This window comes from Amycolatopsis mongoliensis, assembly GCF_030285665.1.
Classification (GTDB): Bacteria; Actinomycetota; Actinomycetes; order Mycobacteriales; family Pseudonocardiaceae; genus Amycolatopsis; species Amycolatopsis mongoliensis.
Genome location: NZ_CP127295.1, coordinates 629035 through 648108 on the forward strand (window position 1 = coordinate 629035; position 19074 = coordinate 648108).

Genomic DNA, 19074 nt, shown 5'->3' on the forward strand with positions numbered 1-19074 from the left:
CGGCGTGGAGACCTTGAGCCGGCGGGCCCTGAACCGCGCGACGCTGGAGCGCCAGCTGCTGCTGCGCCGCGCGAAGATGTCCGCCCACGACGCCGTGGCGCACCTGGCCGGGCTGCAGGCGCAGGCGCCGTTCCCGCCGTACTACGCGTTGTGGTCGCGCCTGCACGGGTTCCGGCCGAAGGAGCTGGCGGCGCTGCTGGAAGAGCGGCGCGTGGTGCGGATCGCGCTGATGCGCGGCACGGTCCACCTGGTGACGGCGGCGGACGCGCTGGCGTGGCGGCCGGTGGTGCAGGTGCTCTACGACCGCGACCTGAAGACGAACACGCAGCACGCCCGCGAGCTGGCCGACCTGGACCACGACGTCGTCGCCGGGGCGGCGCGGGAGCTGCTGACCCGGTCGGCGCTGTCCTCCACGGTGTTGGGCGCCGAGCTGGCGCGACGCTGGCCGGACCGCGCTCCGGCGTCCCTGACGCACCTCGCCCGGGGACGGCTGCCGCTGGTGCAGACTCCGCCCCGGGCGATCTGGGGCAAGGCCGGGCAGACGACGTACGCGTGTCTCGACGAGTGGGTGGGTGCGCCGCTTCCCCCGCCTGCGCCCGCTTCGCTCATTTCGCGGTATCTGCGGGCGTTCGGGCCGGCGACGGTCGCGGACGTGCAGGCGTGGGCGGGCATCACGCGGCTCGGCGAGGTGGCTTCTGCGATGGACCTACGCCGCTACCGCGACGAGGACGGCCGGGAGCTGCTGGACCTGCCGGAGCTGACCGTGCCGGACGAGGACGTCCCGGCGCCGCCGCGCCTGCTCGGGCCGTTCGACCAGACGATCCTCTCCTACGCCGACCGGACGCGGGTGATCTCGGACGAGTACCGCAAGCGCGTCATCAGCCAGAACGGACTGGTCAAGGGCACGCTGCTGGCCGGCGGGCAGGTGCGGGGCTTCTGGGAGACCACGAAGTCGAAGCAGGCGGCGATCGTCGAGCTGTCGCCGTTCGAGAAGCTGCCGAAACGCGACCTCGCGGCGTTGGAGAGCGCGGCCGGACGCCTGCTGAGCTGGGCGGAACCCGACGCGGAGACCCGGGACGTGCGCGTCCGCCCGCCGGCGTGACGGGCTGGCCGGAATTCTCGATCGAGTGACCGTTCGTGGCCTGTTGTCACAGGCGTCCGCTGCGTAGCTTTTTCGCATGAGTAGTTCGGCGAAGGGGCCGTCGGTGCTGATCGTGGGCACCGGCTTCGGCGGCATCGGGACGGCGATCGAGCTGAAGCGCGCCGGGTTCACCCACTTCACGATCCTGGAAAGCGCGGCCGAACCCGGCGGCGTCTGGCGGGACAACACCTACCCCGGCGCCGCGTGCGACATCCCGTCGCCGCTCTACTCGTTCTCCTTCGAGCCGAACCCGCGCTGGCCGAAGCGGTTCTCGCACCAGCCGGACATCCTCGCCTACCTGCGGCGCGTCATCGCCAAGTACGGGCTCGAGCCGCACATCCGCTACCGGACCGAGGTCACCGGAGCCGCGTTCGACGAGGGACGCGGCGTCTGGCGCGTCGAAACGCAGAGCGGCGAAACGTACGAGGCAAACGTTTTCGTCCCCGCCGTCGGCCAGCTGTCGCGGCCGGTGCTGCCCGGCATCCCGGGCCGGGAGAGCTTCGCCGGCGACGCGTTCCACTCGGCGCGCTGGGACCACGGGGTGGAGCTGACCGGCAAGCGCGTCGCCGTCATCGGGACCGGGGCCAGCGCCGTCCAGTTCGTGCCCGAGCTGCGCAAGCACGCGAAGCACGTCACGGTCTTCCAGCGCACGCCGCCGTACGTCATGGCGAAGTCCGACCCGACCTACCGGCGGTGGCAGCACTGGCTGTTCGAACACCTGCCGCCCACGCAGCTGCTCGGCCGGCTGCGGATCTTCCTGCTCGCCGAGTACGCGACGTACGCGATGACGAAGCACCCCGTGCTGGCGAAGATGTTCGAGCTGCGGACGGCCCAGCTGCGACGTCGTCACATCAAGGACCCGGACCTGCGCGCGAAGCTCAAGCCGGCCTACCCGCTGGGCTGCAAGCGGATCCTGTTCACCAACGACTACCTGCCCGCGCTGGCGCAGCCGAACGTCGACGTCGAGACGCGCCGGATCTCCTCGATCACGGCGAACGGTGTGCGGGTCGAGGACGGGACCGAGCTCGAGGCGGACGTCCTGGTCTACGGCACCGGGTTCGCCGCGACGGAGTTCCTCGGCCGGATGAAGGTGCTCGGCCTGGGCGGCCGGTCGCTGCAGGACGCCTGGTCCGGCGGCGCGCGGGCGTACCTGGGCATCACCGTGCCCGGGTTCCCCAACATGTTCTGCGTCTACGGGCCCAACACCAACCTCGGCGCCGGGTCCATCATCTACATGATCGAGCGCCAGGCGCGCTACATCCGCCAGGCGGTGGAGCAGCTCGCACGGCCCGGCGTGTCCTATGTGGACGTGCGCGCCGACGTCGAAGAGCGCTACGACCGGGAGGTGCAGCGACGGCTGGGCCAGAGCGTCTGGAGCGCGTGCACGAGCTGGTATCGCCAGGCCGACGGCCGGGTGACGACCAACTGGCCGGGCCTGGTCACCGAGTACGACCGCCGGACGCGCCGGCTCGACCCCGCGGACTTCCGGGTGGTGGCGTGATGGACTACGACGTCCTGGTGATCGGTTCGGGCTTCGGCGGCAGCGTCACGGCGTTGCGGCTGACCGAGAAGGGCTACCGCGTCGGCGTGCTGGAGACCGGCCGCCGGTTCGCCGACGACGAGTTCGCGAAGACGTCGTGGCGGCTGCGGAAGTACCTGTGGGCGCCCGCGCTGGGCTGTTTCGGCATCCAACGGCTGACGTTGCTGAAGAACACGTTCGTGATGAGCGGCTCCGGCGTCGGCGGCGGGTCGCTGGTGTACGCGAACACGCTGTACGAACCGCCGGACAAGTTCTACGCCGACCCGCAGTGGGCGCACATCACCGACTGGAAGGACGAACTCGCGCCGTACTACGACCAGGCGAAGCGCATGCTGGGCGTTATCGAGAACCCGGCGACGACGGCCGCGGACCGCGTGCTTTCCGAGGTGGCCGAGGACATGGGCATCGGGCACACGTACCGCCGCACACCGGTCGGCGTCTACTTCGGACAGTCCGGAGTGGACCCGTTCTTCGGCGGCGCCGGTCCCCGGCGGTCCTCCTGCACGCTGTGCGGCGAGTGCATGACCGGCTGCCGGGTCGGGGCGAAGAACACGATGGTGAAGAACTACCTGTACCTGGCCGAGCAGGCGGGCGCGGTGGTGCACCCCTTGACGACGGCCGTTTCGGTGCGGCCGATCCCCGGCGGGTACGCCGTGGACGCGCGGCGCACCGGTGGCCGTTCCCGCCGAACGTTCACGGCGTCGCAGGTGGTGTTCTCCGCGGCTGCTTTGGGGACGCAGCGGCTGCTGCACCGAATGCGCGACACGGGAACGCTTCCTGCTCTCTCGCCCCGGCTGGGACTGCTCGCGCGGACGAACTCCGAGGCGGTGCTGGCGGCGCGGTCGCTGCGGTCGGACACGGACTACACGCGCGGGGTCGCGATCACGTCGTCGATCCACCCGGACGAGGTGACGCACGTGGAGCCGGTGCGGTACGGGCGCGGCAGCAACGTGATGGGCCTGATGGCGACGGTGCTGGTGGACGGGCAGCCGGGCCGCCGGCGCTGGGTGCTGGGGGTGCGTGAGCTGTGGCGGCAGCGTCGTGACCTGCTGCGGATCCACAACCCGCGGCACTGGTCGGAGCGGATGATCGGGCTGCTGGTGATGCAGACGTTGGACAATTCGGTGACGACGTACACGAAGCCAGGCCTGTTCGGGCGGCGGATGACGACTCGCCAGGGAGCGGGAGCGCCCTCACCATCGTGGATCCCGGCGGGGCACGAAGTGACGCGCCGGGTGGCGGAGAAGATCGGCGGCCTCCCCCAGGGCGCTTGGACGGACATGGCGAACATCCCGATCACGGGCCACTTCATCGGCGGCTGCACGATCGGCGACTCGGTGGATTCGGGGGTCATCGATCCGTATCAGCGGGTGTACGGGTACCCGGGGCTGCACGTGGTGGACGGGTCGGCGATCACGGCGAATCTCGGGGTGAACCCGTCGCTGACGATCACGGCGCAGGCCGAGCGGGCGATGGCGTTCTGGCCGAACCGGGGCGAGACGGACCCGCGGCCCCCACTGGGAGCCTCTTACCAGCGGGTGGCGCCGGTGGCGCCGAAGAACCCGGCGGTCCCGTCGGAAGCCCCGGGAGCCCTGCGGCTGCCGCTGACCCCCAAGCCGTGAATGGCACATCGAGGGACTTGAAGTCCCTCGATGTGCCATTCACGGCTTTTCAGTGCGTGGTCACGGCAGGCCCGCGAGCCCGGCCGAGACCGTGTTGGCGAACGCGTACCCGTTCGACGCGTCCCAGTTGATCGACCACGTCATCGCGCCGCGGATCGCCGGGTACGTCGTCGACGGCTTGAAGCTGCCGCACGAAGTCCCTCGGGCCAGGCAGTTCAGCGCCGACACCGTGTTGGCCGGCGCCTGGTACCCGCCGCCCGCCGCCTGGGACGACGCCGGGAGGCCCAGGCCGACCTGGTCCGCGCGCAGGCCGCCCTGGAGCTGGATGCACGCCAGCGCCGTCAGGAAGTCGACCGTGCCCTGCGCGTACACACTGCCGTTGCAGCCGAGCATCGTCCCCGAGTTGTAGTACTGCATGTTGACGACCGTCAGGATGTCCTTGATGCCCAGCGCGAGCTGGAAGTAGCCACCCTGGGTGCTCTGCATGTCGATCGTCTGCGGCGCCATCGTGATGACCTTGCCGCCGCCGTTGTAGATGCTCCGCAGCGCCTGGCCCATGTACGTCGCGTTGATGCCGTTCTCGAGGTCGATGTCGACGCCGTCGAAGCCGTAGTTCGAGATCAGCGACTTGACGCTGTTCGCGAAGTTGTTCGCCGACGACGAGTCGCTCACGCTGATCGTGCCGTTCTGGCCGCCGACCGAGATGATGACCCGCTGGCCGCGCGCCTGGACCGTCTTGATGTCGGCCTTGAACTGCGCGTCCGTGTAGCCGCCGAGCTGCGAGGACAGACCGGAGTCGAGCGTGAAGCTCACCGCTCCCGGCGTGCCCGTCGCGTCCGCGAACGACACCGCGATGATGTTGTACTTCGTCGGGACGTCCGCGAGCTTCAGCGCCTTGGCGCCGTTGTAGAAGTTCTGCCAGTAGCCGGTCAGGACGTGCTTCGGCAGGTCACCCTGGGTCGGCGGCGGCGTGGTCGTCGTCGGCGGGGTGGTCGTGGTGGGTGGCGTCGTCGGGGTGGTGGGCGTGGTCGGTGTCGTCGGCGGCGGGGTGCCCGGGCCGTCGAGGCTGACGTCGTCGGCGTAGTACGTCGGCTGGGCGTACCAGCCGTGCAGGTACACCGTCAGCGACGTGCTCGAGCCGGTCGTGAAGCTCAGCGACAGCTGCGCGTAGCCGCTGGTGCCCGGGGTCCACGTGCTCGTCGTCGCCGAGCCGGAAACGCCCAGGTAGACGTAGCTGCCCTGGACCCACGCCGACAGCTGGTACGCCGTGTTCGGCGAGACGGTGAGCGTCTGCGAGCACTGCGCGTTGTCCGACGACGTCGGCGTCGCGCTCAGGGCGCGGCTCCCGCTGTGGACCGGGGTGCTCACCGCGGTCGGCACGGCGGTGCAGGTCCAGCCCGAGGTGCCGGCTTCGAAGCCGGGGTTGGCCAGGATGTTCGCCGCCGAAGCGTTGCCGGCGAGAACGAACGTCACGCCGAGGCTCAGCGCGACCACGGAAAGTAACGAAAGCAGGGCTAGGCGAACCTTGGGGACCACGGGCGACCTCCACGGGCGGTGGTGAGGCAGGTCACCACAAAATGGACTAGACCAATCTGATTGTCAAGGAGCCCCATCCGAAAGTCGGGGCGGCGGAAACGGCAGAATGAGACGATCGGAACCAGGGCGAAGCAGGAGCGTGTAGCAGTGAGCGTGTCGGTCGAGCAGAAGATCGCCGAAGAACTGGGCGTGCGCGAAGGGCAGGTCAAGGCCGCCGTCGACCTGCTCGACGGCGGCTCGACCGTGCCCTTCATCGCGCGGTACCGCAAGGAAGTCACCGGGATGCTCGACGACGCGCAGCTGCGCACGCTCGAGGAGCGGCTGCGCTACCTGCGGGAACTCGACGAGCGCCGGCTCGCCGTGCTCGAGTCCATCCGGAGCCAGGGCAAGCTCGACGAGGCCCTCGAGGCCTCGATCCTGGCCGCGGACACGAAGTCGCGGCTGGAGGACATCTACCTCCCCTACAAGCCGAAGCGCCGCACGAAGGCCATGATCGCGCGGGAAGCCGGGCTCGAGCCGCTGGCCGACGGCCTGCTGAACGACCCGTCGACGGACCCGCAGGCGGCGGCCGCGGTGTTCGTCGACGCGGACAAGGGTGTCGCGGACGCGCAGGCGGCGCTCGACGGCGCCCGCTCGATCCTCGTCGAGCGCTTCGCCGAGGACGCCGACCTCATCGGCGAACTGCGCGAGAAGATGTGGGGCCAGGGTCACCTGGTCGCCAAGGTCCGCGCCGGCAAGGAGGAGGAAGGCGCGAAGTTCTCCGACTACTTCGACTTCTCCGAGCCCTACACCAAGCTCCCCTCCCACCGGATCCTCGCGATGCTGCGCGGCGAGAAGGAGGAGGTCCTCGACCTCACGATGTCGCCGGACGAGCCCACCGACGAGCCGCAGGCCGGGCCGACCGACTACGAGACGCGCATCGCCGCGAAGTTCGGCATCGCGCAGCAGGGCCGCCCGGGCGACAAGTGGCTCGGGGACACCGTGCGCTGGGCGTGGCGCACCAAGATCCTCCTGCACCTGGGCATCGACCTGCGGATGCGGCTGCGCCAGGCGGCCGAGGACGACGCCGTGCGCGTGTTCGCGGCCAACCTGCGCGACCTGCTGCTCGCCGCTCCGGCGGGCACCCGCGCGACGATGGGCCTCGACCCGGGCTTCCGCACCGGCGTCAAGGTGGCCGTCGTCGACGCGACCGGCAAGGTCGTCGACACCCACGTCATCTACCCGCACCAGCCGGCGAACAAGTGGGACCAGTCGATCGCCGAGCTCGCGGCGCTGGCCGCCCGGCACAAGGTGGACCTGATCTCGATCGGCAACGGCACGGCGTCGCGCGAGACGGACAAGCTCGCCCAGGAGCTGATCAAGAAGCACCCCGAGCTGAAGCTGACGAAGGCCGTGGTCTCCGAGGCGGGCGCGTCGGTGTACTCGGCGTCGGCGTTCGCTTCGCAGGAGCTGCCGAACATGGACGTCTCGCTGCGCGGCGCGGTCTCGATCGCGCGGCGGCTGCAGGACCCGCTGGCCGAGCTGGTGAAGATCGACCCGAAGTCGATCGGCGTCGGGCAGTACCAGCACGACCTGTCCGAGGTCTCGCTGTCGCGCTCGCTCGACGCGGTGGTCGAGGACTGCGTGAACGCGGTCGGCGTCGACGTCAACACCGCGTCCGCGCCGCTGCTGACCCGGGTCTCGGGCATCACGACGGGGCTGGCCGAGAACATCGTCTCCCACCGCGACACGAACGGGCCGTTCCGCTCCCGGATGGCGCTCAAGGAGGTCGCGCGGCTCGGGCCGAAGGCGTTCGAGCAGTGCGCGGGCTTCCTGCGCATCCCGGACGGCGACGACCCGCTCGACTCGTCTTCGGTGCACCCGGAGGCGTACCCGGTGGTGCGCCGGATCCTGACGAAGACGGGCACCGACCTGCGCTCGCTGATCGGCAACACGCGGACGCTTTCGTCCTTGAAGCCCGCCGAGTTCGTGGACGACACGTTCGGCCTCCCGACGGTGACGGACATCCTGGCGGAGCTGGACAAGCCCGGCCGCGACCCCCGCCCGGCGTTCAAGACGGCGACGTTCGCCGAGGGCGTGGACAAGATCGGCGACCTCAAGCCGGGGATGCGCCTGGAGGGCGTCGTCACGAACGTGGCCGCGTTCGGGGCGTTCATCGACGTCGGCGTGCACCAGGACGGGCTGGCGCACGTTTCGGCGCTGTCGAAGAACTTCGTGAAGGATCCGCGCGAGGTCGTGAAGCCCGGGGACATCGTGAAGGTGAAGGTCCTCGACGTCGACGTGCCGCGGAAGCGGATCTCGCTGACGCTGCGGCTGGACGACGAGCCGGGTGCCCCGTCCGGCAACCGCGGCGGTGGCGGCGGTGGCGGTCGTGACCGCGGCCAGGGCGGCGGTGGCGGTGGTCAGCGCCGCGGCGGTTCGGGCGGCGGCGGTCAGCGCGGCGGTGGCGGCGGCCGGGGTGGCAACTCCGGCTCCGGCGGCAGCGGCTCCATGGCGGACGCGCTCCGGCGGGCCGGGTTCGGCAAGTAGCGAGCAAGATCCCGTGAAGGCCGTCTTGGGGACCAAGGCGGCCTTCACGGCTTTCCGGCTCAGCGCAGCGCGACCAGGCCCACCGCGAACAGCACCGCCGGCACCACCGCGGCCGCCGCGCTGATCAGCCCGGTTCCGCCGCGCCAGCCCACCGGGGACGCGTCGAGCACCAGCCGGCGCACCAGCGCCGCCTCCACCACCGCCGCCAGCAGGAAGCCGAACCCCACGCTGAAGATCGCCACCGCGCCGACGAAGAACAGCCCCGACGTCGACGCCACCCCCAGCGGCGCCGCGACTTCCCACCGGACCAGCCCGGCGGACACCGCGAGCAGCGCCAGCAGCAGCACGAACGCCACCAGGAAGCCGATCCGCGCGGTCGTCTGGTGCTGGGCGTGCGCGAACCACCAGAACCCCGCGTCGAGCGCCGCCACGACCGCGGCGAGCACCAGGAACCCGGCACGGAACGTCAGCACCCGATCACCCTAGCGAGGCGGGACCTGGCTCATGAGCGCGGTCGGATGACCGTCCGGGTCGGCGAAGAACGCCATCCACTCCTCCACCCCGGACTCGTGGCGGAAGATCAGGTGCGGCGCACCGAGGAACTCCACACCCCGGGAGCGCAGCTCGTCGTACGCCGCGTCGATGTCCGGGACCCGGAAGTACAGCACCGACTCCGTACCCTTCGGCTCGCCGGCGGTCAGGAACAGGCGGACGCCGTCGCAGTCGAAGAACGCCAGGTCACCGAAGGTGTAGAGGTGCTCCAACCCGAGCACGTCGCCGTAGAACGCCTTCGCCCGGCCGAGATCCGCGACCGTCCGCGAAACCTGCCCGATCGGTCCCAGCACCGCCGCCTCCTCACCCGCCCGGCCGGCGAGCGCGCTGTCCGCCGGGGCGCCGCGCCACGCGCGCAGCTCGGCCCGCCCGGTCAGGCCGAGCTTGCGGACCGCGTTGCCGACGTGGAACTTGACGGCGTCCCGGCTGGTGCCGCGCCGCCGCGCGATCTCGCCGTTGGTCAGGCCGTGGCGGACCGCGTCGACCACCCGCCACTCGGCGGGGGTCAGCCGGTCGGGGTGCCGTGGCCTGCCGCGCTCGCCCACGCGCCGACGATAGCCCCGGATCCGCCGAATTACCCTCCCCCGGCGAACCGCGCTTCCACGCTGCCCAGCGCGCCGAAGTCCGCCACGACGTGGCCGCCGGCGTGGATCGGGCACGGCGGGGTCGCCGTCCCGGTCGTCACGACGTCGCCCGGGCGCAGGGAACGGCCGTGGCGGGACAGCTCCATCGCCAGCCAGTGCAGGGCCAGCCGCGGGTCGCCGAGCACCAGGCTGCCGCTGCCGCGCGAGAACTCCTCGCCGTCGGCGTGCAGGACGACCGCCTGCCGCGGCAGGTCGAGGTCGCGCCAGCCCGGGACCGGCCGCCCCTCGACGAACCGGCCCGCGCACGCGACGTCGGCCAGCAGCTGCGGGCCGCCCGCGTGCTGGTGGTCGGTGTAGCGGCTGTCGGGCATCTCCAGCGCGAGGAACATCGTGTCGACCGCGTCGAGCACCGCGGTCAGCGACGGCGACGAGCCGGGATCGGCCTTGAGCCGGAAGGCGAACTCGGGTTCGGCGACGCCCATGGTCATCGTGTCGGCCGGCACCGGCTCGCCTTCGGCGTGGCGGAACCGCTCGAACATCACCCCCGGCAGCGGGCCGGGGACCTCGAGGTACTTCCGGGCGTACGCGGTGGTCGCCGCGATCTTCCAGCCGGACACCGGCCCGGCCAGCTCGGCGAGCGCCGCCTGCGCGGCCATGCCCTCGCCGGCGTCGCGCGGGCGGGCGTCCTCCGGAAGCCCGTCGAGACGCTTGCCGGTCTGCCACGCGTCCCAGATGAGTTCCGCCGCCCGCTCTCGGTTCACGCCCGTGATCTTGCCAACCGGAACACCGGGTGTCGATCGGCTTCCGCCGCGAAGGCTTCGGCGGGGTCACTGAGCTTCGCGTCGAAGAACGGCGCCGTCACGGGGATCTTGCGGACGTACGCGCGCAGGACCGGCCCGGCGGTCGCGGCGTCGGCCTCCTCGACCGTCCACGTCTCCCGCGTGCGGCCGCGCCGCAGCCGGGCGGTGGCGTCGGCGCGCAGGTTGTGCACCCAGCCGACCTGCCCGTACGGCGAGACGAGCCAGCGGTCGCCGCCGACCTCGAGGACGTTGACCGGCGTGGTCCGGTCCACGCCGCTCTTGCGCCCTCGCGTGGTCAGCAGGTACCCGGTGCTCCCGTTGATCGGGATCCCGCGCGCCAGCAACGCCCGCACGACCACGTTCGCGGCTTTCCGCGCTACCCCGAGCCGGTACTTCCTGGCCATCACGGGTGCATAGCGTAGACCCCGGAGAGGTCGCGGACCCGCGCCCAGACGTTCTCGAAGCGCTCGGTGTCGACCACCGGCTTGCGCAGCGCGGCCAGCGCGATCGCCTGCTGGGCTTCGGTCGAGCTCGCCTTGCCGTTGAGGTCGACCGCGGCGGCGCTGAAGTCCTGCACGAGCACCGCGAAGATCTGGTCGACGACCTGCTCGTCGAGCCCGGTGATCCGCGCCTGCTCCAGGATCAGCTGGCCGTAGACGACGAGCGTGAACAGCTCGGTGAGCGCGAGCCCGAAGTCGAGGTCGGCCTGCTGCGCCTCGTCCGGCGCCGCCTCGGTGAGCAGCTTGACCAGCGAACCGGCCTGCTCGGTGAAGAGCGCGACGTTCGGGATGTGCGCGGCCTCGGCGTAGGCGGTCTTCCAGTCGTGGAACCGGATCTTCGACAGCCCGCGGGCCGGGCCCTGGCGGAAGAGGAACTCGTCGTCCGCGGCGTCGGTGCGCGTCGGGACCGGCGCGTACTCCTGCGGCGCGAAGAGGTAGGCAGGCATGAACTTGGCGATCAGCGCGAGGTTCACGGCCACCGTGCCCTCGAGCTTCGGCAGGCCGTCGATGTCGTTCTTCGACATCGCGAGGTAGGTGTCGGCCTCGAAGCCCTTGGCCGCGACGACGTCGGCGACCAGGCCGATCACCTTCTGCGCCTCGGTCGTCACCTTCATCTTGGTGATCGGGTTGAACAGCAGGTAGCGGCGGTCGTCCGGGTTCGCGCTGCGGAAGTAGTCGACGGCCCGGTCGGAGAACAGCTTCATCGCGGTCAGCCGCGCGTAGGCCTCGACGAACTCGCGGCGCACGTGCGGGAAGTTCGTCACGGGCTTGCCGTACAGGACGCGGTTGTGCGCGTGCGTGATGGCCTCGTACAGCGAGTGCGTCGCCATGCCGATGCCGCCGAAGCAGAGGTTGAACTTGCCGATGTTGACGGTGTTCAGCGCGGCGCTGAAGGCTTCGGCGCCGACGTGCAGGATGTCCTCGGCCTGCACCGGGTAGTCCTCGAGCCGGAACTCGGCGACGTACATCTGCGACGGCACGACGTTCTTCACGACGTGGTAGTTCGGGTGCTCGGAGTCGGCGTAGAAGAAGACGTACTGGTCGGGGCCCTCGACGCCGTCGATGCGGCCGAAGACCGACACCGTGCGCGCGCAGTTGCCGTTGCCGATGTAGTACTTCGAGCCGGTGGCGCGGTAGCCGTCGCCGTCCTTGGTGAGCACCAGGTCGGAGGAGTAGATGTCGGCGCCGTGGTCCTTTTCGGACAGTCCGAAGGCGCCGACGCCACCCGCGTCGAGCGCGTCCGCCGCGCGCTTGCGGGCGACGTCGTTGCCGCTCTGCCACACCGGGCCGAGGCCGAGGATGGTGACCTGCCACGGGTACCAGTAGTTGAGCCCGTAGAAGCCGAGGATTTCCGACAGCGCGGCGACGCGGGCGGTGTCCCAGCGCTTGTCCGGGTTGCCGTCGGCGTTCGCGGCGGGCGTCAGGAAGGTCGAGAACAGGCCTTCCTTGCCGGCGAACTCGAGGAAGTCGGCGTAGAAGGTGCGGGCGTGGTAGTCCTCGGTGAGCTTCGCCTTGCCCCGCTGCTCGAACCAGTCGATGGTGGCCCGGAGCAGCCTGCGCGTTTCCGCGTCGAAGTGGGCCGGGTCGTACTCGTGCGGGTTCAGCAGCATGGGTGAGCCTCCTCGATTACCGACCAGTAACTTAGCAAGCCCCCCAGAGTGCGGGCAATCTCACTGGGGGTACGTCACCCCGGCCAGCTATACTGATCATGCGGGCCGCTCAGTTCTGCCTCGGCCCGCTGCTGTTGTCGACTACCACGCGCCGCGGCCGAAGACAGGTCTGCGCCGGGCAGGACAACCCTTCTCAGGTAATGGAGACCAGGGCGCGAGGCGCCCGCATGCACTTATGACCACCTTCGCTGAACTCGGCCTGCCCGCCACCCTCGTGGACTCGCTGGCCGCCCAGGGCGTCACCGCGCCCTTCCCCATCCAGGTGGCGACCCTGCCGCACACCCTCGCCGGGCGTGACGTGCTCGGCCGCGGCCGGACCGGCTCCGGCAAGACCTACGGTTTCGTGCTGCCCGTGCTGGCGCGCCTCGCCGAGGGCCCGACCCGGCGCAAGCCGGGCCGGCCCCGCGCGCTGATCCTGGCGCCGACGCGTGAGCTCGCGACGCAGATCGAAGCCTCGATCCTGCCGCTGGCCAAGCCGCTGGGCCTGCGCACGACGACCATCTTCGGCGGGGTCAGCGCGAACCCGCAGATCACGAAGCTGCGTGACGGCGTCGACATCGTCGTCGCCTGCCCCGGCCGGCTCGCCGACCACATGCGCTCCGGGCACGTGAAGCTCGACGCCGTCGAGATCACCGTCCTCGACGAGGCCGACCACATGGCCGACCTGGGCTTCCTGCCCGAGGTCCGGCGGATCATGGACCAGACGCCCTCGCGCGGGCAGCGGATGCTGTTCTCCGCGACCCTGGACAACGGCGTCGACGTGCTGGTCAAGCGCTTCATGACCGACCCGATCACGCACAGCGTCGACTCGGCGCAGTCGCCGGTGTCGACGATGGAGCACCACGTCCTGCACCTCGAGGAGACCCACCGGCTGCCGGTGCTGGTCGACCTGACCGCCGCCCCGGGCCGGACCCTGGTGTTCACCCGGACGAAGAGCCGCGCGAAGGCGCTGACGCGCAAGCTCGTGGCCTCCGGCGTCCCGGCGGTGGAGCTGCACGGCAACCTGGGCCAGAACGCCCGCACGCGCAACCTCGAGGCGTTCTCCTCGGGCGCGGCGAAGACGCTGGTCGCGACGGACATCGCGGCCCGCGGCATCCACGTCGACGACGTCCGGCTGGTCATCCACGCCGACCCGCCGGTGGAGCACAAGGCGTACCTGCACCGCTCGGGCCGCACGGCCCGCGCCGGCGCGTCCGGCACGGTGGTCACGCTGATGACCGACGCGCAGGTCCGCGACGTGCGGGACCTGACGCGCAAGGCGGGCATCAAGCCGACGACGACCCAGCTCGGCCCGGGTCACCCCCTGCTGGCGGAGCTGGCCCCGGGCGAGCGTTCGTTCACGGCGTCGCCGAAGCGGCCGCCGGTGGACAACCGGCCCAAGAAGGTGACTGCTTCCGGCGCGGCGCCGGGCAGTGGCCGCGGCCGCCGGGGCACCGGCGCGCCGAAGGAGAACCGGGGCGGGCAGCGGTCTCGCGCCAACGGCCAGGGGTTCCGCGAGGAATCGCGGGCGGCCGGCCCGGAGAAGTCCGGTGGCCGCCGGTCGGGTGCCGCTTCCGGCGGTGCGCGACGCTCCGGCGCTGCCGCGGCCGCCTCGGGCGGGTCCCGGCGGTCCGGTGCGCCGGCCGCTTCGGGTGGCTCGGCCCGCTCGGGAGCTCCGGCCGCGGCCAACCGCCGCTCGGGCTCCGGCGGCGTGGCGGCCTTCTCCTCCGGCACCCGCGCGGGCGGCCGCCGAGGCCGCTGAGCGACTGAACCGAACCGACAGACCCCGGACCGCGCGTCCGGGGTCTGTCGTCTCGGCAGGCAGCGCATCCGCGGATCGCGTGCGATGCTCTCGTGATGGACGACACGGACCTGGTGCAGACCGGCATCGGCCTGCTGGCGTCGGTCTACCGGCTCCGCCTGAACCTGCAGGGCGAAGGCGACGAGTCCGGCTCGAGCGGCTACCCCGAATTGCTCGAAGGGGCCCTCGACTTCACCATGACCGCGGACTCCACGGTGCCGCCGGAGTACGCCGCCGAGGTCCAGGACGTCGTCAAGCAGGCGATCGACGAGCTGGCCCGGCGTCAGGAGGCGATCCTGCGCGGTCTGCTGCTGGGGTTCGTCAAGATCGTCGAAGCCTACGAAACGGACCAGCCCGGACCGGACGTCCTGCAGCTCCTGCAGCAGCTCTCCCTCGAAGTCGCGGTGGAGTGAGCTTCACGCACGGCCGGCCGGGACCGGGTGCGCCAGGATCCGGCCGGTCCTTTCCGCCGCCGTCCCCACCCCGTCGAGGCCTCGCCACTCTTGCGTGACCAGGTACAACGTGTCCTCGCTGAGCGCGCACGCGAAGCAGCCCCGGCCGAGCGACAGGGTCTCCAGCACCTCTCCCCCGCGGCGCACCCGGCTGCACGAGCGGCCCGGCACATCCGACACCCACACCGCGCCCGCGGCGTCGAGAGCGATGCCGTCCGGAACGCCGGTGCCCAGGTCGGCCCACACCGTCCGGTCGGCCAGGCCGCCGCCCGGGAGCACGGAGAACACCGTCAGCCGGTTCGCGTACGACTCCGCCACGATCAGCGTCGAGCCGTCCGGGGTCAGCGCCATGCCGTTGCCGAACGCGATGTCGTCGGCGACCTGGCGGACCTCGCCGTCGCGGGACACGTGGAGGATCGCCCCCGGGCGGAACTCCTCGCCCGCCATCAGGTCGAACCCGCCGCCGTTGACGTAGCAGCCTCCGTCCCGGGCCACGACGATCTCGTTGAAACCCACCCCGCCCAGGTCGGCGTGGGTGACCAGCCCGGAAGGCGTGAGCCGCAGCAGCAAGCCGTCCGACGAAGAGACGATCAGGGGCTGCCCGTCCAGGAAGTCGAAGCACATCGGCATCGTCGGGAAGTCCGCGCGGAACACGACCTCGCGCTGTCCCGCCGGGGTGACCGCGCCGATCTCGTGCGCCAGCCAGTCGGCGAACCACAGCCGTCCGTCGTGCCAGCGCGGTGACTCACCGAACGCGATTCCCTCCAGCACCACCGCAACCACCGGAAACTCCTTCGCTCGGGAACGCTTGCGAAGGGTACGTCGAGGCCGGGAACCCGGCTTCGACATCGGCGACCGGCTAAAGCGAGGAAGTCAGCCCGCGGGCCCGCAGCACCGCGCGTTCCAGCGGCCGGAACACCACCAGCTCGATCCCGACGCCGACCAGCAGGATCAGGAAGATCGCCGCGATCACCGTCTCGATGCTGTTCAGCGACGACCCCTGGTTGAGGTACGCGCCGAGCCCGACGCCCAGCTGCGGCGACAACGCGATCAGCTCCGCGGCCATCAGCGAGCGCCACGAGAACGCCCAGCCCTGCTTCAGCCCGGCCAGGAACCCGGGCAGCGCGGCCGGCAGCAGGATGTGCCGGGCCGACGAGAGCCGGTTCGCGCCCATCACCTGGCCGACGCGCGGCAGGATCGGCGGGATCTGGTCGATGCCGGACACCAGGCCGTTGGCGATCGACGGCACCGAGCCCAGCAGGACGACGAAGTAGATCGCGCCGTCGTTGATGCCGAACCACAGGATCGCGGCCGGCACCCACGCCACCGACGGCAGGCTCTGCAGCCCGGTCAGCAGCGGCCCGATCGCCGCCCGCACCACGCGGACCTTGGCCACGACCAGGCCCAGCGGCGTGCCGATGAGCACGCCGGCGACGAAGCCGAGCGCGGCGCGGTGGACCGACGTCCAGACGAAGCCGAACACCTCGCCGCTGACGACGCGGCTCCAGAACTCGTCCCACACCGCGAGGGGCGCGGGCAGCTGGGCCTCCGACCAGAACGCCGCCGCCCAGAGGATCTGCCAGACGACGATCAGGAGGACGAGCGCGAGCACCGGCGGCAGGAAGCCCCAGGCGAACCGCTTCCAGAAGCTCGGGCGGCGGTCGCCGACCGGGGCGTCGAGCGAGTCCAGTCCGGCGCCGACCGCGTCGAGGTCGGCCTCCGCGGGCCGGTCAAGCTGCGGCATGGGTGCTGATCACCTCGCGCAGGTGCCTGGTGATTTCCTCGGTCAGCTCCTCGGCGTCGGCCAGCGGCACGTCCGTCCACTCGCGCACGACCCGCCCGGGCCGCGACGACAGGAGCACCACGCGCTGCCCGAGCCGGACCGCCTCGCGCACGTCGTGGGTCACGAACAGCACCGACGTGCCGGTGCTGCGGTAGACGCGCAGCAGTTCGCCCTGCAGGACGTCGCGGGTGATGGCGTCGAGCGCGGCGAACGGCTCGTCCATCAGCAGCAGCGCCTGCTCGGGGTCACCGCCGACGCGCAGGGTCGCGGCCAGCGCGCGGGCCAGCGCGACCCGCTGCCGCATCCCGCCGGACAGCTCGTGCGGCCGCTTGGTGCCCGCGCCGTTCAGCCGGACGAGCTCCAGCAGCTCGGCGGCCTTTTCGCGACGCTCGGCCCGCCCGAAGCCGGCCAGCCGCAGCGGCAGCTCGACGTTGCGGGCCGCGGTCAGCCACGGCATCAGCGCGGCCTCCTGGAACATGACCGCGGGCCGCGACGTGTTCAGCGTGATCTCCCCCGCCGACGGCGCGTCCAGCCCCGCGACCAGGTTCAGCAGCGTGCTCTTGCCGCAGCCGGACGCGCCGAGCAGGCAGACGAACTCGCCGGGCGCGACCGTGAGGTCGACGCCGTCGAGCGCGACGACCGCGCGGCCGGCCGGACCGAACGCCTTGCGGACGCCGTCGAGCCGGACCGCGGTCGCGCCGGTGAAGCTGCTCCGGCCGGTCGGGAGGGTCGTGGTCATCGCTGGCTGCCTCTCGAGATCACTTGGCGATTTCGGGCGCGTTCACGGCGGGCTGGTTCTTCTCCTTGAGGACCTCGTTCAGCGGTCCGAAGTCGGCGAAGCCCTTCAACGCTACCGCCGACTTGACCACACCTGCCGTGACCGAGTCCTGCGCGAGCTGCGGGAACTCGGCCGGGATCGGGTCGGTGGTCAGCTCGATGTTCGAGAACGCGCGGTCGATGACGGCCTGGCTCAGGCTGCTGCCGGCCAGCTCCTTGAGGGCGCCGTTGACCACGGTCTTCGCGTCCGCCGGGTTGGCCTTCGCCCAGTCGATCGCGGCCAGCTGGCCCTTGAGGACGGCCTTGACGGTGTCCGGGTGCTGCTGCAGGAACTCGCTGCGCACGATGACGACGGTCGTCGGGAAGCGGCCGTCCGGCCACAGGCTCTTCTCGTCGACCAGGACCTTCGCGCCGGCGTCGAGCACCAGCCGCGAGGACCACGGCTCGGGCAGCCAGCCGCCGTCGAGCTCGCCCTTCTTGAAGGCGTCGAGCGTCTTGGAGTTGTCCAGGTTGGTGATCTTGACCTGGTCGGTCAGCTGCTTGCCGGCCAGGAACTTCTTGAGCGCGACGTCCTGGGTGTTGGCCAGCTGCGGCGTGGCGATCGTCTTGCCCTTGAGCTGGTCGACGCCGGTGATGTCCGGCTTGACGACCAGCTGCGCGCCACCCGAGACGGCGCCCGAGACCAGCTGGATCGTGCCCTTGGACTTGGTGAAGGCGTTGATCGCCGGGCCGGAGCCGATGAAGGCGATGTCGAGCGAGTTGCCCAGCAGCGCGTTGACCTCTTCGGGGCCGGCGTTGAAGGTCTGGGTGGTGAGCTTGGTCGAGCCCAGCTCTTGCTTGAAGAAGTCCTTCTTGACGCCGATCAGCGCGGGCGCGTGGGTGACGTTCGGGAAGAAGCCGAGCCGCACCTCGCCGGCGGTCCCCTGGTTCGCGGCCGGCGCGGCGGTGCTGTCGGCACGGGAACAGCCCGCGAGCACGCCCACGACGGTCAGGGCGGCCAGCGCCGAGGCCAGGAAGCGGGTTCTGTGGTGGGTGCGCACGTCGGCGTCGCCTTTCGGGGTCGGTGTCGGGGCGAGGTTCGCACGGTCACCCACCCAGGCGCATAGCCATCCGCATCTCGGGAAATCCGGTGAGATTCCTTGACATCGGTGACCGGGTGCGCCTACGGGCTGCTGGTCCTCGCGCTCGGTGCCGGAAGAGCATGCGGGCTTCGCGCGGTGGACGCGAGATGTTCCCGGCATCTGAAACGGCCTGCGCGGTGCGGGCAACCGGCCGCGTCACCCGAACGTGGTACAGGTGACGACGGATTCGGGAGGGAACATGACGAGCCGACGGGGCCAGGGAGCCACCGGCGTCCGCGTGGCGCTGGTCGTGCTGTTCATCGGAATGGGCCAGGCGACGTTCGAGTGGTTCAGGTCGCTCGGGATGGACGCGGTGACGAGCCTGGTGGTCTGGGCGATCCCGGTCTTCACCGCGGCGGCGGTGACCGGGGTGTTGTGGCTGGCGTCGGACCGCGCGTTCGCGCTGCGGAACTGGCTGCCGGTGGCGGTGAGCATCCCGGTGTACCTGGGCGGGGCGTTCGGCCTCGCCACGGCGACGGCGAGCCTGGTGGCCTCGGTCTTGACGGGGATCGGGTTCGGGATCGCGGTGGTGGCGCTGGCCGGCATGGCCCGCTCCCGGCGACGCGACGACGCCCGCCAGCCCGCCCGCCACTAGCGCCCCAATGCGGCGTTGGGTGCGTCCCACGCACCCAATGTGGCGTTCGGTGCGCCTGACGCACCCAATGCGGCGCTCGCTGCGCCCCACGC

The 19074-nt window shown here is 71.3% G+C and carries 17 protein-coding genes; 7 read left to right on the forward strand and 10 right to left on the reverse strand.

Annotation, left to right across the window (positions count from 1 at the left end; all coding sequences use genetic code 11):
* The first annotated feature begins 4 nt into the window (after nt 1–4).
* The 3 genes from QRX60_RS03030 to QRX60_RS03040 all read left to right on the forward strand — a co-directional run bounded on the left by QRX60_RS03030 (nt 5) and on the right by QRX60_RS03040 (nt 4303).
* Nucleotides 5–1102 (forward strand): winged helix DNA-binding domain-containing protein, encoded by a 1098-nt coding sequence (locus QRX60_RS03030; protein WP_285999270.1) that lies wholly within the window; start codon nt 5–7, stop codon nt 1100–1102.
* A 76-nt stretch (nt 1103–1178) separates the two neighbouring features.
* Nucleotides 1179–2642, forward strand: a complete 1464-nt coding sequence (locus QRX60_RS03035; RefSeq protein WP_285999271.1) for a flavin-containing monooxygenase — start codon at nt 1179–1181, stop codon at nt 2640–2642.
* Entirely contained in the window at nt 2642–4303 is a 1662-nt protein-coding gene (locus QRX60_RS03040) for a GMC family oxidoreductase (protein ID WP_285999272.1), read from the forward strand. Before QRX60_RS03035 ends, QRX60_RS03040 begins: the two co-directional genes overlap by 1 nt.
* A 60-nt stretch (nt 4304–4363) precedes the next feature.
* Here QRX60_RS03040 and QRX60_RS03045 read toward each other — a convergent pair whose 3' ends face one another.
* The gene (locus tag QRX60_RS03045; protein ID WP_285999273.1) at nt 4364–5839 is read right to left on the reverse strand and encodes a chitinase; all 1476 of its coding nucleotides are present in this window, start codon (nt 5837–5839) and stop codon (nt 4364–4366) included.
* Nucleotides 5840–5986: 147 nt separating this feature from the next.
* On the opposite strand from QRX60_RS03045, the gene QRX60_RS03050 reads away from it, so the two are divergent.
* Nucleotides 5987–8368, forward strand: a complete 2382-nt coding sequence (locus tag QRX60_RS03050) for a Tex family protein (RefSeq protein ID WP_285999274.1) — start codon at nt 5987–5989, stop codon at nt 8366–8368.
* 59 nt (nt 8369–8427) lie between these two features.
* On the opposite strand, the gene QRX60_RS03055 is transcribed toward QRX60_RS03050, so the two are convergent.
* Genes QRX60_RS03055 through QRX60_RS03075 form a run of 5 tightly spaced genes read right to left on the reverse strand, consistent with a single transcriptional unit; the run spans nt 8428 to nt 12414 of the window.
* Nucleotides 8428–8841: a hypothetical protein gene (locus QRX60_RS03055; protein WP_285999275.1), complete on the reverse strand. Its 414-nt coding sequence runs from the start codon at nt 8839–8841 to the stop codon at nt 8428–8430.
* A 9-nt stretch (nt 8842–8850) separates the two neighbouring features.
* Nucleotides 8851–9465: a VOC family protein gene (locus tag QRX60_RS03060; RefSeq protein ID WP_285999276.1), complete on the reverse strand. Its 615-nt coding sequence runs from the start codon at nt 9463–9465 to the stop codon at nt 8851–8853.
* A 29-nt stretch (nt 9466–9494) separates the two neighbouring features.
* A complete protein-coding gene (locus QRX60_RS03065) occupies nt 9495–10265 on the reverse strand; it encodes a 2-keto-4-pentenoate hydratase (protein ID WP_285999277.1) in 771 nt (256 codons plus the stop codon).
* Nucleotides 10262–10708 (reverse strand): nitroreductase family deazaflavin-dependent oxidoreductase, encoded by a 447-nt coding sequence (locus tag QRX60_RS03070; RefSeq protein ID WP_286003484.1) that lies wholly within the window; start codon nt 10706–10708, stop codon nt 10262–10264. Before QRX60_RS03070 ends, QRX60_RS03065 begins: the two co-directional genes overlap by 4 nt.
* Nucleotides 10708–12414, reverse strand: coding sequence for an acyl-CoA dehydrogenase (locus QRX60_RS03075; RefSeq protein WP_285999278.1), 1707 nt, complete (start codon nt 12412–12414; stop codon nt 10708–10710). Before QRX60_RS03075 ends, QRX60_RS03070 begins: the two co-directional genes overlap by 1 nt.
* Nucleotides 12415–12649: 235 nt before the next feature.
* Here QRX60_RS03075 and QRX60_RS03080 point away from each other — a divergent pair, with 235 nt between their 5' ends.
* Both QRX60_RS03080 and QRX60_RS03085 read left to right on the forward strand, forming a co-directional pair.
* Nucleotides 12650–14215 carry a DEAD/DEAH box helicase gene (locus QRX60_RS03080; RefSeq protein ID WP_285999279.1) on the forward strand — a complete coding sequence of 522 codons (1566 nt, stop codon included), beginning with the start codon at nt 12650–12652 and terminating at the stop codon, nt 14213–14215.
* Between the two features lie 95 nt (nt 14216–14310).
* Nucleotides 14311–14667, forward strand: a complete 357-nt coding sequence (locus QRX60_RS03085; RefSeq protein ID WP_285999280.1) for a hypothetical protein — start codon at nt 14311–14313, stop codon at nt 14665–14667.
* Between the two features lie 3 nt (nt 14668–14670).
* Here the strand turns inward: QRX60_RS03085 and QRX60_RS03090 are convergent, their stop codons facing one another.
* The 4 genes from QRX60_RS03090 to QRX60_RS03105 all read right to left on the reverse strand — a co-directional run bounded on the left by QRX60_RS03090 (nt 14671) and on the right by QRX60_RS03105 (nt 18306).
* Nucleotides 14671–15489: an SMP-30/gluconolactonase/LRE family protein gene (locus QRX60_RS03090; protein ID WP_285999281.1), complete on the reverse strand. Its 819-nt coding sequence runs from the start codon at nt 15487–15489 to the stop codon at nt 14671–14673.
* A gap of 76 nt (nt 15490–15565) precedes the next feature.
* Nucleotides 15566–16450, reverse strand: a complete 885-nt coding sequence (locus QRX60_RS03095; protein WP_285999282.1) for an ABC transporter permease — start codon at nt 16448–16450, stop codon at nt 15566–15568.
* Nucleotides 16437–17228, reverse strand: coding sequence for an ABC transporter ATP-binding protein (locus QRX60_RS03100; protein ID WP_285999283.1), 792 nt, complete (start codon nt 17226–17228; stop codon nt 16437–16439). Before QRX60_RS03100 ends, QRX60_RS03095 begins: the two co-directional genes overlap by 14 nt.
* Nucleotides 17229–17247: 19 nt before the next feature.
* The gene (locus QRX60_RS03105; protein ID WP_285999284.1) at nt 17248–18306 is read right to left on the reverse strand and encodes an ABC transporter substrate-binding protein; all 1059 of its coding nucleotides are present in this window, start codon (nt 18304–18306) and stop codon (nt 17248–17250) included.
* A gap of 280 nt (nt 18307–18586) precedes the next feature.
* Between QRX60_RS03105 and QRX60_RS03110 the strand changes: the two genes are divergently transcribed.
* Nucleotides 18587–18982: a hypothetical protein gene (locus tag QRX60_RS03110; RefSeq protein WP_285999285.1), complete on the forward strand. Its 396-nt coding sequence runs from the start codon at nt 18587–18589 to the stop codon at nt 18980–18982.
* The last annotated feature ends 92 nt before the right edge of the window (nt 18983–19074 follow it).